Origin of the sequence: Amycolatopsis sp. WAC 04197, from assembly GCF_003947475.1 — a bacterium.
Classification (GTDB): domain Bacteria; phylum Actinomycetota; class Actinomycetes; order Mycobacteriales; family Pseudonocardiaceae; genus Amycolatopsis; species Amycolatopsis japonica.
The window spans coordinates 35187-49023 of the sequence record NZ_QHJK01000007.1 but is presented as its reverse complement, the minus strand read 5'-3'; the positions used below and the strand labels follow the sequence as shown (position 1 = coordinate 49023).

16 protein-coding genes and 1 pseudogene are annotated in these 13837 nt (G+C 65.0%); 7 read left to right on the top strand and 10 right to left on the bottom strand.

Going from position 1 to position 13837, the window contains the following annotated elements:
• The first annotated feature begins 13 nt into the window (after window positions 1–13).
• Together DMC64_RS24345 and lpdA are read left to right on the top strand one after the other, a co-directional pair.
• Window positions 14–784, top strand: coding sequence for a 1-acyl-sn-glycerol-3-phosphate acyltransferase (locus DMC64_RS24345; protein ID WP_125735420.1), 771 nt, complete (start codon window positions 14–16; stop codon window positions 782–784).
• A gap of 47 nt (window positions 785–831) precedes the next feature.
• Window positions 832–2217: a dihydrolipoyl dehydrogenase gene (gene lpdA, locus DMC64_RS24340; protein WP_037346846.1), complete on the top strand. Its 1386-nt coding sequence runs from the start codon at window positions 832–834 to the stop codon at window positions 2215–2217.
• A gap of 64 nt (window positions 2218–2281) precedes the next feature.
• Here the strand turns inward: lpdA and DMC64_RS24335 are convergent, their stop codons facing one another.
• Genes DMC64_RS24335 through DMC64_RS24325 form a run of 3 tightly spaced genes read right to left on the bottom strand, consistent with a single transcriptional unit; the run spans window position 2282 to window position 5275 of the window.
• Entirely contained in the window at window positions 2282–3520 is a 1239-nt protein-coding gene (locus tag DMC64_RS24335; RefSeq protein WP_125735419.1) for a site-specific integrase, read from the bottom strand.
• Window positions 3520–3699, bottom strand: a complete 180-nt coding sequence (locus DMC64_RS24330; protein ID WP_007033922.1) for a helix-turn-helix domain-containing protein — start codon at window positions 3697–3699, stop codon at window positions 3520–3522. Before DMC64_RS24330 ends, DMC64_RS24335 begins: the two co-directional genes overlap by 1 nt.
• Before the next feature lie 10 nt (window positions 3700–3709).
• Window positions 3710–5275: a replication initiator gene (locus DMC64_RS24325; protein WP_125735418.1), complete on the bottom strand. Its 1566-nt coding sequence runs from the start codon at window positions 5273–5275 to the stop codon at window positions 3710–3712.
• Window positions 5276–5296: 21 nt separating this feature from the next.
• Between DMC64_RS24325 and DMC64_RS43295 the strand changes: the two are divergent.
• Window positions 5297–5380 (top strand): annotated as a pseudogene (locus DMC64_RS43295) (XRE family transcriptional regulator); the annotation flags it as partial.
• Between the two features lie 10 nt (window positions 5381–5390).
• A complete protein-coding gene (locus DMC64_RS24315; protein WP_125735417.1) occupies window positions 5391–5864 on the top strand; it encodes an NUDIX hydrolase in 474 nt (157 codons plus the stop codon).
• Between the two features lie 34 nt (window positions 5865–5898).
• Here DMC64_RS24315 and DMC64_RS24310 read toward each other — a convergent pair whose 3' ends face one another.
• Complete coding sequence (locus DMC64_RS24310) at window positions 5899–6387, bottom strand: HEPN domain-containing protein (RefSeq protein ID WP_125735416.1); 489 nt, start codon at window positions 6385–6387, stop codon at window positions 5899–5901.
• Window positions 6384–7472: a DUF262 domain-containing protein gene (locus DMC64_RS24305; RefSeq protein WP_125735415.1), complete on the bottom strand. Its 1089-nt coding sequence runs from the start codon at window positions 7470–7472 to the stop codon at window positions 6384–6386. The genes DMC64_RS24310 and DMC64_RS24305 overlap by 4 nt, the downstream gene beginning before the upstream one ends.
• A 137-nt stretch (window positions 7473–7609) precedes the next feature.
• Here DMC64_RS24305 and DMC64_RS24300 point away from each other — a divergent pair, with 137 nt between their 5' ends.
• Entirely contained in the window at window positions 7610–7792 is a 183-nt protein-coding gene (locus DMC64_RS24300; protein ID WP_125735414.1) for a hypothetical protein, read from the top strand.
• Window positions 7793–8474: 682 nt separating this feature from the next.
• Here DMC64_RS24300 and DMC64_RS24295 read toward each other — a convergent pair.
• Entirely contained in the window at window positions 8475–8846 is a 372-nt protein-coding gene (locus DMC64_RS24295) for a PH domain-containing protein (protein ID WP_125735413.1), read from the bottom strand.
• Between the two features lie 83 nt (window positions 8847–8929).
• On the opposite strand from DMC64_RS24295, the gene DMC64_RS24290 reads away from it, so the two are divergent.
• Window positions 8930–9700 (top strand): hypothetical protein, encoded by a 771-nt coding sequence (locus DMC64_RS24290; RefSeq protein ID WP_037346852.1) that lies wholly within the window; start codon window positions 8930–8932, stop codon window positions 9698–9700.
• Window positions 9701–9717: 17 nt separating this feature from the next.
• Here DMC64_RS24290 and DMC64_RS24285 read toward each other — a convergent pair whose 3' ends face one another.
• From DMC64_RS24285 to DMC64_RS24275, 3 genes are all read right to left on the bottom strand, one after another.
• Window positions 9718–10014 carry a hypothetical protein gene (locus DMC64_RS24285; RefSeq protein ID WP_038517587.1) on the bottom strand — a complete coding sequence of 99 codons (297 nt, stop codon included), beginning with the start codon at window positions 10012–10014 and terminating at the stop codon, window positions 9718–9720.
• 76 nt (window positions 10015–10090) lie between these two features.
• Window positions 10091–11170, bottom strand: coding sequence for a winged helix DNA-binding domain-containing protein (locus tag DMC64_RS24280; RefSeq protein WP_125735412.1), 1080 nt, complete (start codon window positions 11168–11170; stop codon window positions 10091–10093).
• Between the two features lie 3 nt (window positions 11171–11173).
• Entirely contained in the window at window positions 11174–12310 is a 1137-nt protein-coding gene (locus DMC64_RS24275; RefSeq protein ID WP_037346855.1) for an epoxide hydrolase family protein, read from the bottom strand.
• Window positions 12311–12372: 62 nt separating this feature from the next.
• On the opposite strand from DMC64_RS24275, the gene DMC64_RS24270 reads away from it, so the two are divergent.
• On the top strand, window positions 12373–13326 hold the full coding sequence (locus DMC64_RS24270; RefSeq protein WP_125735411.1) for a YafY family protein: 954 nt from the start codon (window positions 12373–12375) through the stop codon (window positions 13324–13326).
• On the opposite strand, the gene DMC64_RS24265 is transcribed toward DMC64_RS24270, so the two are convergent.
• On the bottom strand, window positions 13304–13765 hold the full coding sequence (locus DMC64_RS24265; protein WP_125735410.1) for a GNAT family N-acetyltransferase: 462 nt from the start codon (window positions 13763–13765) through the stop codon (window positions 13304–13306). The two genes, DMC64_RS24270 and DMC64_RS24265, sit on opposite strands and share 23 nt — an antisense overlap.
• Between the last annotated feature and the right edge of the window lie 72 nt (window positions 13766–13837).

The window sequence follows — 13837 nt, the reverse complement described above, 5'->3', positions numbered from 1 at the left end:
ACGAATTACGTCCATGGTGCTGAGACCCCGTGAACGCTGGACCGCGCTGAGCCCCGCTTCGGGGGACTTGCTGACGTTCCGCCAGATGATCGCCTTCGGCCGGCGCTTCGCCCGCGCCGGCCGGGGCGCCTGGTTCGCCTTCGCGATCAACGTCGTGTGGCCGTTCCTCGTGCTGTTCACCCGGTTCCGGGTACGCGGCGGTGAGCACCTGCCGTCGTCGGGCGGCTTCCTGGTGGCGTCGAACCACCTCTCGTTCGCCGACCCGACGACGGTGACGGCGTACTGCCTGGCTCATGGACGCGTGCCGCGCTACCTGGCGAAGGCGAGCCTGTGGGACGCGCCCGTCATCGGCTCGGTGATGCGATCCGGCAAGCACATCCCGGTCTACCGCGGGGCCGCCACGGCGTCGGACGCGTACCGCGACGCCGTCAGCGCCGTCCGTGAGGGTGAATGCGTCGTCATCTTCCCGGAAGCCACCTTCACGGATCACCCGGACGGGTGGCCGATGCGCGGCAAGACCGGCATCGCGCGGATCGCGCTGGAGACCGGTGTCCCGGTGATCCCGCTGGCGAACTGGGGCACGCACCACCTGCTGCCGTCGGACGCCGTGCTCCCGCGCGCCTTCCCGCGCAAGACGGTGAACCTGGTCGCCGGTCCGCCGGTGGACCTCTCGGACCTCATGACGCCTGCGCCGTCTCGTGAGGTGCTGGAGGAGGCGACCAAGCGGATCATGACCGCGGTGACCGAGCTGCTGATCGAGATCCGCGGCTCGCGTCCTGAGTAGGCAGTCTCACCCTTCGGACCGTCCCGGTGAGGGGTAGGTTTCGAGGTATGAGTGCACACTATGACGTCGTTGTCCTGGGGGCCGGGGTCGGCGGTTACGTGGCGGCGATCCGGGCGTCGCAGCTGGGGCTGAGCGCGGCGGTCGTGGAGGAGAAGTACTGGGGCGGTGTCTGCCTCAACGTCGGCTGCATCCCGTCGAAGGCACTGCTGCGCAACGCCGAACTCGCGCACATCGTGACCAAAGAGGCGAAGTCCTTCGGGATCCAGGTCGAGGGGAAGGTCAGCTTCGACTATCAGGCCGCCTTCGACCGCAGCCGCAAGGTCGCGGACGGGCGCGTCAAGGGCGTGCACTTCCTGATGAAGAAGAACAAGATCACCGAATACGACGGGCACGGCACCTTCCTCGACGCCAACACCATCGAGGTCAACGGCGAGCGGATCACCTTCGACAACTGCGTGATCGCCACCGGCGCGACCGCGCGCCTGCTGCCGGGCACCACGCGCAGCGACCGCGTGGTCACCTACGAACAGCAGATCATGGAAAACGAGCTGCCGGAGAGCATCGTCATCGCCGGCGCGGGCGCGATCGGCGTCGAATTCGCCTACGTGCTGCACAACTACGGCGTGAAGGTGACCATCGTCGAATACCTCGACCGGATGGTCCCGCTCGAGGACGCCGAGGTCTCCGCGGAACTCGCGCGCCGCTACCGGAAGCTCGGCATCGAGGTGCTGACCTCGACGAAGGTCGAGTCCATCGACGACACCGGCTCCAACGTGCGCGTGACCGTGTCGAAGAACGGCGAGCAGCGTGTCCTGGAAGCGGACAAGGTGTTGCAGGCCATCGGTTTCCAGCCGCGCGTCGAGGGATACGGCCTGGACAAGACCGGCGTGGAACTGACCGACCGCGGCGCCATCGCCATCGACTCGCGCGGCCGCACCAACGTCCCGCACATCTTCGCGATCGGCGACGTCACCGCGAAACTGATGCTCGCGCACGCGTCCGAATCCATGGGCGTCGTCGCCGCCGAAACCATCGCGGGCGCCGAGACCATGGAACTCGACTTCGTCATGATCCCGCGCGCGACCTACTGCCAGCCGCAGATCGCCAGCTTCGGCTGGACCGAAGAACAGGCCCGCGAGAAGGGCTTCGACGTCCAGGTGGCGAAGTTCCCCTTCACCGCCAACGGAAAGGCGCACGGCCTCGGCGAGGCCGTCGGCTTCGTGAAGATCCTGAGCGACGCTACGCACGGCGAGCTTTTGGGCGCGCACCTGATCGGCCCGGAGGTGACCGAACTGCTGCCGGAACTGACTTTGGCGCAGCAGTGGGACCTCACGGTGCACGAGATCTCGCGGAACGTGCACGCTCACCCGACCCTGGGGGAAGCGGTCAAGGAAGCCGTGCACGGTCTCGCTGGACACATGATCAACATGTAAGCGTGAACCTGCCCTGACCTGCGGGTTCGCGGGTCAGGGCAGGTGTCAGGCCGTGGCCAGGCCGTCATGCGGCCTGGTCGCCGAGCGTGTCGTCGAAGAAGTCGTCGACGGCCTTCCGCGTCCGGGCGTGGCTACTCGGCAGGAGATGCGTGTACACCCGGAGCGTGAAGCCGGGGTCGGTGTGACCGAGATACTGCGACAGCGCCTTGATCGACTCGCCAGCGTCGAGCAGGACCGAGGCGTAGAGGTGCCGCAGCGCGTGCACGCCGTCCGCCCTGGTCGGCTTCTCCACTCCGGCGTCCCTGAGCGCGGGCAGCCAGAAGTTCACCCGGAAGCGCTCAGCTATGAGCACCTTCCCGTAACCGGTCACCATGAGCAGGCGGACCGTGGTGGGTTCGCCGCCCGGATGCGACCAGGGGAGCGTGACTTCGGTCGCCGGGAACTCCTCGGCGTACTCGTCGAGAAGACCGAGCAGCTTCCGCCCGATCGGCACCTCACGCGACTTGCCGCCCTTGGGCGGAGCGAACACCGGTTGCCCGGCGACCACTCGCACCTGTCGGGTGATGTACGCCAGATCCTTGCTCCGGTCGACGTCATCGAGCGAGAACCCGAACAGCTCACCCTTCCGCAGGCCCAGACCGGCTGGGACATCGACAGCGGGCTTGTACCGCCTCGGGAGGTTGTCCCGCACCGCCCGAGCCCGTTCGCGGGACCAGGGCACGACCTGATTCCGGCTCGCTCTCGGACGCGAGATCACCTTGGACAGCGCCGGATTCTCCGAGATCTTCTTGTCCGCTATCGCGAAGTTCAGGATCGACACCAGGTGCCCGAAGTAGAGCGCCCGCGACGTCTCCGAGGCTTCGTCGTCCTGGAGCTTCCGTAGCCACGTCTGGATGTGACTCGGCCGGATCGACCCGACAGCCTTCTTGCCGAAGTACGGAAGTAGGTGGACGTTGACGCGCGTCGCGAAGCGCTCCCGACTGGTGTAGTCGACCGTCTGTGAGTCCAGCCAGCTTTGCGCTACGACCTCGAACAGCACCAGGCCCGCACGAGGGTCGATGTACTTGCCCTCGCGCTTGTCCGACTCCATCTCGATGAGGAAGTCTTCGGCACGCTTCTTTTGCTTGTCCGGAAAGGACTTCGACCGCTCGCTACCGTCCGGGTCGAGGTAGCGGACCTTGTACCGCATCCCGACGCCGTACAGCTCGGTCTTCTCCAGAACGGGTTTTCCGCGAGCGTTGAGCCGCAGGTTCCCCTTGGCGTCCTTGGCGGGTTTGTACCAGCGATCTTGGATGTGTCCCATCAGGCGGCCTCCTCAGCAACCCAGGCCCGAACCTTGGTCGGGTCATAGCGGAGGTGACGGCCGATCTTCCGTACCGGCGGTCCCTCTCCGAGCCATTTCCATTGGTAGAGCGTCTTCACTGGCACGCGGAGGTAGTCCGCAACGTCTTCGACTGACCACAGTGGATCGATGCTGTCCATGCTTTCCCCCTTAAGCCGCGAGCGGAGTTGCCGAAAGATCTGGCGGGCTCTGCGCGGCTAGTAGTGCCTTGTCGTACTCGGCTTTCCACGTGATCCGTTCCGAGATCGCGTGCATCACCAGGTGGTCCCGAGGCGGCACAGACGGGTCGCCGGAGTCGACTTTGCGCCAGACGAGTCGGGCCGGGTCGGGTGCTGGTTTTTCGATCCCGACCGCCGCCAGCGCTTCGATCACGAAGGCTTTCCGATCGGCCTTGTGGTCGACGAGCGTCTTCCCGGACCACTTCCGCGAGACCAGCACCCGACGACCGGGAAGCCCGAGCGTGGTTCGCCGGTGCGCCCTTCCTTTGCAGTGCCCCGGAGTGGTCTTTCCGTTGGCGCCCTTGGGATTGATCCCGTACAGCAGCCACACCGCGCACCGAGGCGAGCACGGCGTTACCGACAGCTCAGCGTGCAACCGGTCGTGGTGATCCTTCTGTCGCGTGGTGTCGGCTTCGACCACCTCACCCGTGGATTTGGTGAGGTACTTGGTCAGATAGCCGATGTGTCGTCCCGCTTCTTCGGAGCCGCCGAGGATGCCTTTCGAGTGCACCTGACGGCCGAAGGTCACCACATGTGCCGGGGCTTCCACGGCCTCCACCGCGTCGTCCCACTCGGTCAGCGGCTCGCGGGTATCCGGGTCGACGAACACCCTGCGGTCGCCGTCCCACAGGGGCATCCGGTCGACGTAGACCACTTGGTCGTGCGCAGGCCACCAGACCTGGTGATAGGTCGCTTCGGTGACCTGCCGGATGACGTCGTGCGGGACCGATCCCCGGATGGCCGCGTGGAGGTGGGGCGCGGCCCGCCGTTGGGGTTCGACGGTGGCGAAGTACTGCGCGTCCCAGCCGACGACCCGCCGCAGGTTCTGCCACCACCGGTCCACCAAGGCGGAGAAGTGCACCGCGTCCCGAGCCGCCCGCCGGTAGTCATACGTCGCCGGGTCGACCGGTGCACCGTCGGAGCGGACCGGGCCGTAGGTGTCACAGGTGAGCGTGACGAACATCGACGGCCGGGACCGTCCCGCGTACTCCCGACCAACCGTGGTCTTGGCGACTTTCCGTCGAGGCAGGTTCGGCGCGTCCTGCCGCCGCTTCGTCGACCGCTTCACCGCCTTCTTCGTGGGCAGGTCGATCGAGGGGAGACGGCCCCGCATCCCGAGTTGCCGAAGTTCGTCGTCGACGCCCTGGATCTCCTCCCTCAGCTCGTCGGCCTCCGCCTGGTCCGTCTCTTGCCGGTAGGCGGCGACGAGGTCAGCGCGGAATGCCAACAGCTCCGTCTGAGTCTCAGTCGGTGGCTGTGCGGTGAAGTCGGGTTCTTCGGTCATGTGCCAACCCTCGCGGCACTGGACCTGTCGCAGCGCCTTGGCTTTCCGAGCACACGGCAGGCACACCGATTCCACCGTCGAGCCACACGGGACAGGGACGTACCGGAGTTCTCCGTTCTCGGTGTCGCCAACCTCCATCGTGAATGGCCGGACACAGACGCCGTGCTTCTCCGCCGTCGCCTTCACCACGTCCGACGCCAGGGGCTCCCGCATCCGGGCGGCGCGGGTTTTGGCCGGCTATCCGCCGGGGACCTCTTCGAGACCTACTCGGAAAGCTTCGAAGCCGTCTGGAACCTCGCCAAGCCCGCCACCTTCTAGGAGGCCACACATGGCACGCGTCGACTACTACAACGACCCGAACGCCCCTAAGGCCAACAGCATCGCGGTCGCGGTGTCCGCGTTCATCCAGGACGACGAAGGCCGCATCCTCATGATCCGGCGTACTGACAACGACCTGTACTCGATCCCTGGTGGGCAACTCGAACTTGGCGAGACCCTGGCTCAGGCGGCCGTGCGGGAGGTGCGCGAAGAGACCGGCATCGAGTGCGAGGTGACCGGGGTTATTGGGCTGTACTCGAACCCCAACCACGTCATCGCGTACGACGATGGCGAGGTTCGCCAAGAGTTCTCGATCTGCTTCAGAGCTAAGCTTAAAGCTGGAGAATTGCGTACGAGCAATGAGAGTAAGGAGGTTTGCTGGGTTGGATCCCATGTCGTAGATGAGCTAAATATTCACCCTTCTATTCGCTTGCGAATCGGGCACGCATTAAACTTCGGAAAAGATGACGTCTACTTTAGCTAGAGTTGGATCCCTGGGCTGTCGGTGAACTTTGTCGCTATGGCTTCTTGATTGAATCGGAGAAGGTGTCGAGCACTGTCAAGGCTTTGCTGTACAGAGTCTTGGCTTCGTCAAATGTAATAGTGCTGACGGTCTCGCCGGAGGCGCTGGTATTGTCGTGTGCTACATCGTGTCTATTGTTGATTAGTACATCCCAGGCCGCAGCTGCTTCGTGGTCCAGGTTCGCCTGGAAAGCTTTCTTGCAGTCAGCGCTAAAATGTCCAGCAATACCGGCTATCTCACTGATCTTAATCGAGCGAATTAGTCTTGTGGCTGCGAATTCAACAAAATTGTTGAGCTGTCGATCGGATCCGTCACCTTCTCCGCGGGCCTTAACTATTTTCCGGAGCTCCCGTTCAAATGCTCCATAGATCACGGCGCACACGTAACGCGTAAGTATTGCTTCAATCTCTGTGCCATGCGCTCGCGCCTCTTCGAGATGATCTCCGCAATCTGCGAAAGTGGTGTCAACCCTAGGTATCTTCATCTAAATAGAACCTTGTTTACGTGACGAACTCTTTCGCGAACCTGTTCGGCGTCTGTGGTTCCACCTCGAACCAACGCTTCGAACGTGGAAGAATTTGCCATTTTTTCGTATCTGCCTGCGATGTCTTCAGGAATGTTAGAAAGATTCCTTGAGAAAGCGCAAAAGACGCTGTCATAAACTGAAGAATTAAATCCAGCGTAGATGTGGAAGGGCTTCTCGCCAAGCTTGTCAAGTACGGCTGTGCAGGTGTCCGTGAATTCTTTGCGGAACGAGGATATGTATGCTCTGTCATCCTTCTCGTGTGTTCGCATGTATCGCGACATGAAGTCTTTCATTGGCTTCTGGTAGCTATCTAATGCGTGACGTAGGGCAAAGAACCTTAAGACCAGTTCGACGTCTCGCATGCGACTGTCAAGAATAGGTTTACCCAGGATCTTTCTCCATGCCGGTAGGGCGTTGAGGTCATGTAGAAGCTCGTTGAATGTTCCCGAGCAAACCGCATTCCTGACCTCTTGATTATGCAAGAGTGTGCCGCCCGTGTTAAGGCGCTCGAATATGTGAAAGATGCTTGTATCGTCGGCTGGGTCCAGCTGGCGAATAATAAATGCGCGTAATACGCTGTTTCGTAGCTTCCGTGCGGCGGCCTCATTTTGTGCGAGAAGATCCTCGTAGCTCTTGCCGTAAAATGGTGAGCTTTCGCTTAATCCTTTAAGGCGAAAAGTTGGCCGGTTTCCGTTCTTTTCTTCGCCAAAGTAGCCCTCGAAATAGTAGAAAGCGGTTCGGAGACGCTGTTGCCCATCTACAACGAGAAGCTTCTCGCTCTTCCTCTCCGTGTAGAGAAAGATTGACGGGACGGGGAGGCCGACGAGAAAGGACTCGATTAGCTTGCTGGCTTGCACCTGGGACCAGACGAACTGGCGTTGGAACTTTGGGATGACCAATTCTTTTGACTTCCACTTGGTTTCAAGAACCTCGAGTGTGAAGTCCGCTGGGTAGGTGGCAATCTCGTACTCTGGCGGAGAACTCTGTCGGTCCTCTATCTCTGCGGCGTTGTCTTCGAAGTCAATATCGCCTGTTAGTTCCATCTGCTTCTCTGTGTTTTGCAATTTATTAGTGCCCTGTCGTGTTTGAATAACCGGTATGTAACTAGGCTTGCTTGGTGCGGCTCGCTGGCAATCAGATCTCGATGACGCCAGTCGAGTGTCCTGCCGAACTTGGCTCTATGGGATCAAGGCGCGCCGCCATCGGCGGCGCGCTGGTCACCTTGCGTCCGCGTCTCGCCTGCGGGCGCACCTTGCCCGACGCGGCGGGCTGCCGCTCCGCTCCGCCCACCGGCGGGGCGGCGCGCCCGCTGAAGCCGTGGACAGGTGCAGCCGCCGCGAGCGGCGCGCAGGTACGCCAATGAGCACGTCGGCCTCCTCACTGAGACATTCGTGCCACCGATGTCGCAGACGGACCAACGGCTGTTACGCGGAGCCATCGCCCCGATGCCAGATCGTCACAACGGCCCGTCACGCCGCGTCAAGGCGGGAAAGCGTGCCTTGACCCGACGCGACGGCCGCGTGGATGGCTTCGTATCGGGGAGATGAGGTGAGAGTGGCCAGGCCGTCTCCAGGCCGTCAGACGTCGGGTAGGGGCGAGAACACGCGAGAAGTGTCCAGCCCTGTCCGCGCAGGTCAGCAGCGGAAATCGGCGAGCATCACGATGTCGGCGAAACCCCGGAACCAACAGATCAGCATGTGAGCCCTCGTGAGTGTTTCGGGTCGTTCTAACGACCCGAAACACTCACGACCATCGGTACCGCGCCGGCGGGTTCGCGTGATCCGGCGGACGACACGCGTGACTGGATGGACGACACGAGCGCGACCGGCGCGAGTCGTCCGTCCGAGCACGTGTGTCGTCCCTGTAGTCACGCGTGTCGTCCGTCTAAGCACGCGCAATGCAGGCAGTGGCCAGAAAGCGGGCGGCGGGTGGGGCGTGAGTGGCGATGAGGGTTAGAACCCGAATCGCCACTCACGACCAACGGGACCCAGAGCCCGCCGCAACCCGGCCGGCCGGCGCGACCGGACGGCCAGTCACAAAGCGGGCTAGAGCGTGTGTGTGGCGATCAGTTGGCCGATCGCCCGGATGTCGGAGCCCCGGAACTCGAGGCGTACGTTCCCCAGCCCGCTGAACCACAGGTCCAGTTCCGCGTCGAGGTCGAAGGTGCCCGCGGTTTCGATCGAGAAGGCCTGGATCCTGTTGTAGGGCAGCGAGGTGAAGTCCTTCTTCCGGCCCGTCATACCCTGGACGTTCACCGCGATCAGCCGCTTGTTCGTGAACACCACGAAGTCGCGCACCGCCTTGAACGACGAGATGATCTCCTCACCGGGGATGATGATCGGCTGCACCGTCGGCGCGATGTCCTTCGGCTTGCACGGCGTGAGCTTGAAGACGGTGTCCTTGGAGAAGTCAATCATGACCCCAACATACGGACGAACGCGACACCGGGACCCGTCCCCGGCGGGATCTCGCATAATGCCGGGGATCAGGAGGAGGGACGATGAAGCGGCTCACGACGACGCACGAGAGCCTGGCGCTCGGCGTGCCCCGGTCGGTGCCCGGCGCGGTCTTCGCGCTCACGCTCGCGGGTGGCGTGTCCGTCGATCCCGGCGAGGGCGGCGAGATCTCTTTCGGGCGTAATCGGCCGCAGGTCGACGTCTGTGTGGGCGAGAACGACCTGCAGGTCAGCCGCAAGCACGGGCTGCTGAACTTCTCTGACGGGCAGTGGTGGGTCAGCAACACCGGCCAGCTGCCCATCCGCCTGCCGAATTCCCGCTGGCTTTCCCGCGGTGAGGAGCCGATTCCCCTGTCGGACGGGTACACGCCGCTGTTCGTCCGCGGTTCGGGCAGGCGGGAGCACCTGCTCGAGTTGTACGTCGCGGGTCCCGAGGGCGGGCATCCCGTCACCCGCCACGACGACGTCACCGTGCCGCCCCGCCGCTGGCGCCTCAGCGCGGAAGAACGCCTGGTCCTGGTCGTCTTCGGGCAGCGCTACCTGCTGCACGACCTCAATCCGCAGCCGTTGTCCCGCCAGCAGACGGCCGAGGTGCTCTCCGAACTCCGGCCGGACGAGACGTGGACCGCCCGCCGGGTCGAGCACGTCGTCATCGACGTCCGGGGGCGGTTGTCCGCCGGCGGCGTTTTCGGGCTGCGGCGCGAAGAGGTCGGCGAGCCGGTCGGGAACGCGTTGAACGACAACCTGTTGCGAGAACTGGTGCTGTCCACGACGCTCGTCCCGCCGGACCTCGCCCTGCTCGAAGCGCTCGACTGATTGTCCATAGAGGACTGTCAGCGCACCCCCTCCATCGCCGCCTTGGCGACGTCGCTGCCTTCATCCGCCTGAGTCGCCACCTTGACCAATGCCGCTGTGGCCTGATCCCGGCTTTCTTCGGCCTTCACGCGTCCCGCCGAGGCCGCGTTCACACCGAAGAAGGCGCCCACCACCGTGCCGATCACCGTCCCCGCCGCGGTGATCACCGCCGTCACGTCCGAAGTGTTCGGATACCGCCACACCGCCGCGACCGCGATCACCGCGAGCGCGCTGAGGCCCGCCAGCACCGTCATGAAACCGTAGTTCCTGCTCATGGCCCGCTCCCTTCAGGCTCTTTGCGCCCATGCTTCGCCCGAACGGTGCCCATCGTTACGGCAAAAGGCCGGACCGTTATCCGCCGATACCGAAACGGATGTCGTACTCGGAATCCGGCACTACGAATTCCAGCAGCCGGGCGCCCTCTTCGGCGATCGAATCCTGATCTGGCAAGGGTTCCCGCGATTCGATCGTGAGGGTCGCCCCTTTGATCGCCCAAATGGCCAGGAATTCACCGTCGACGAGGAGCGTGCCCCGGCGGCCGCCGTTCCCCGGTGGCAACGGCACGCGGCGGCCGTCGGGGATCACCCGGACGCGGTCGGCGTGGGAGAGCAGGACGTTGTCGTACTCGGGAAGGAACCGGGGCGGCGCCGGGGTTTCCGGGTCGGGGCGCGGGGCGTCGGGAAGGTCGAACAGTTCCTTTCCCTCGACGTCGGTGAAGGTGATGAGCCGCGGCCGCAGCCGCTCGAAGACCTCCTTCAGCCGAGTGAGCCCCGACCAGACCTGCGCGTCGCGGACGGTCGCCGGGCCGAACGCCCCGAGATAGCGCAGCACCAGGTCGTCGAGGGAGATCCCCTCCGTGATCGGTTCGCCGACCCAGTCTTCGAGCAGGGCGAACGCGGCCGGTCCGGTCTGTCCCCACAGGCCACGAGGGGTCACATGCGCGAGGGGGAGCAGGCTGTTGACCGCGTAGCCGAGCGTCGGCTGGTCCGCGTCGGGCCATCGGGGCGCCAGGGCGGCCCGGATCTCGGCGCGGGTGCGTGGCCGTTCGGCGACCAGTGCCCGTCCCGCTTCGGCGATCGCGGCGAGGTCCAGCCCGGCGACCTCCCGCGAGTAGTGGCCGAGGAAACCGCGCTCGACCACCGGTTTGAGGGTGGGCCACAGCGCGAGGCCGTCGGCGGCCGTCACCAGGTGCACCGTGCCGCGCATCAAGGTCATCCGGACGGCTTCGCGGGCTGCCAGCGGTTTCGCCAGCTCGTCCACCTGGAAATCCCGAAGTCGTGACCACAGTCCGACATAGGACGAGTCGGGGGCCTGCGCCTGGAGGCCTGCCAGCCGCTCGATCGCGGTCATGGCGGGCAGATCGGCGCGATCCAGCAGGAGTTGCCTGGCCAGGGTCGCGCGGTTGAGGGCCTGTGGGCTGAGCTGATCCATTCGTCAGACGCACTTTCGCAGGAAGGAACGGAGGTCTTCGGCGAACAGACCGGGGACCTCCATCGCCGGGAAGTGGCCGCCGGTGTCGTACTCGGACCAGTGTGCCACCGGACCGTCCTGAAGACTGCGGATCGTGGTGTCCCCGGCGAAGACGGCGATCCCGCGCGGCGGACCGGCGGGCGCCTCGCCGCCGTCGTCCCATCCGCCTTGGGCCATCTGCCGGTAGACCTCCATGCCTTCGTACACCGCGTGCGCGGAGGAAGCGCCGGCACCGGTGAACCAGTACAGGCTCACCGCGGTCAGCAGGTGGTCGCGATCGACGGCGTCGTCCGGCAGTTCCTTCGCCGGATCGGTCCATTCGGCGAACTTCTCCACGATCCACGCGAGCTGGCCGGTCGGGGAGTCGTTCAGCGAATAGGCCAGCGTCTGCGGCCGGGTCGCCTGAAGGTGCAGGTAGCCGAGACCGTCGGACTGGAACCGGTTGAAGCGTTCACCGCGCTCGCGGTCCTTCTCGTCGAGTCCGTCGAGGTCGATGGCCGGGCCGAACGGCATGCCCGCGCTGGTCCCGGTGAGGTGCACGCCGACCACCCGGTGCGCGGCGATCATCGACAGGATGCCCGCGACCCCGGCACCCGCGTCGGTGCCGTGGACGCCGAAACGTTCGTAGCCGAGGCGGTCCATCAGCGTGATCCACGCCTGCGCGACGCGGAACAGGTTCCCCCAGCCTGGGCCGTTCACCGGGCTCGAGAACCCGTAACCGGGCAGCGACGGGATGACCAGGTGGAACTCGCCACTGAGCTCCTCGACGACCCGCCGGAATTCGAACGGCGAGCTCGGCCAGCCGTGCGTGAGGACCACCGGCAGCGCGTCGGGGGCGGTCGACCGGATGTGCAGGAAGTGGATGGTCTGGCCGTCGATCTCGGTGGTGAACTGCGGGAACTCGTTCAGCTCCGCTTCCTGGGCGCGCCAGTCGAAGCCGTCGGCCCAGTACTCGGCCAATCCCTTGAGGTAGGCGACCGGAACACCTCGGCTCCAGTCGCCGGTGACCTCGCGGGGCCAGCGGGTGCGGCTCAGGCGGTCCTTGAGGTCGTCGAGTTCGGCCTGGTCGATGGCGATGCGGAAGGGCTTGATCTCAGTCATGGGGCTAGATTAGGAACGATTGCGGAAAGTTTCGTTCCGCGATTGCGGACAAGGTGGGATTCATGGCGGAAACTTCGGCGAGACTGCTGCGGCTCCTGTCGTTGCTGCAGGCCAGGCGCACTTGGACGGGCCCGGAACTGGCCGAGCGGCTCGACGTCACGACCAGGACGATCCGGAACGACGTCGAGCGCCTTCGCGGGCTGGGCTATCCGGTCGACGCGACACCCGGCGTCTCCGGTGGGTACAGCCTCGGCGCCGGCGCGGCCATGCCGCCCCTGCTCCTCGACGATGAGGAGGCGGTCGCGGTGGCGATGGGCCTGCGCACCGCCGCGGGCGGGACGATCGCGGGCATCGAGGAGACGTCGGTGCGCGCGCTGGCGAAACTGGAGCAGGTGCTGCCGTCGCGGCTACGGCACCGTGTCGCGGCGTTGAATTCCGCGACCCTCGCGGTGCAGGGCGGTGGCCCCACGGTCGACGCCGAAGTGCTCTCCGCCATCGCCGCGGCCTGCCGCGACCGCGAAACCCTTCGCTTCGATTACGTGGGACACAACGGATCCGAGACCCGGAGGCAGGTCGAGCCGCACCGCGTCGTGCATATGAGCCGCCGGTGGTATCTCGTCGGCTGGGACGTCGACAAACAGGAGTGGCGTACGTTTCGCGTCGACCGGGTGCGGCCGCGTACGCCGAACGGACGCCGTTTCGAGGAACGCGAACCACCTGAAGGCGGTGTGGTCGCCTACCTCCAGCGTGGTGTCGGCGCGGCGTTGTGGCGGCACCACGCGACGATCCGGCTGCACGCCCCGGCCGCCGAAGCCGCGGCGAAGGTGCCACCCGCCGTCGTCGTCGAAGCCGTCGACGAGCGGACCTGCCTGCTCAAAGCCGGTGCGGACACGCTGGAGTATCTGGCGCTCTACCTGGGCCTGCTCGACACCGACTTCGAGGTCGTCGACTCGCCGGAATTCGCAGGCCACCTGCGCAAACTGATCGGACGGTTCAGCCGCGCGGTGGGTGCTTGACGTCGAAGACCAGCTCCGGGCGCTCCCAGGCGATCTTCGGCGGGTTGGGTGGTACGACGCCGACGCGGCGGGCACCCATCCGCTCGTAGAACCCGGCGGCGGGCGGATGGGAGACGACGCGGACCTCGGTCATGCCGAGGCTCGCGGCCTGCCCGAGCATGTGCTCGACCAGCCACGCGCCGATGCCCGTGCCCTGTGCCGAATCGGCGACGAACAGCAGGTCCAGCTCGGCCGGGTACTCGATCAGGCTGTAGAAACCGACCACGTCCCGCTGCGCGTGGGCGACGTACGCGGGATGGGTGGCGAGGTAGTCCTCGGTGACCTGGTAGCCGTCGAGGATCGAGGCGTATTCCCCTTGGTAGGCGGCCGATTCGTGCATCAGCGCCGTCAGCCTGCCTGCGTCGGAAGCGCTTGCCCTGGAGATGCGGTAGCTCGTCACGAGCGCAGCTTAGAACGTCACACCGACAGTTCTTGACCTCCAGCTATCTGGAGGTATCAGGCTGGGTTCCGA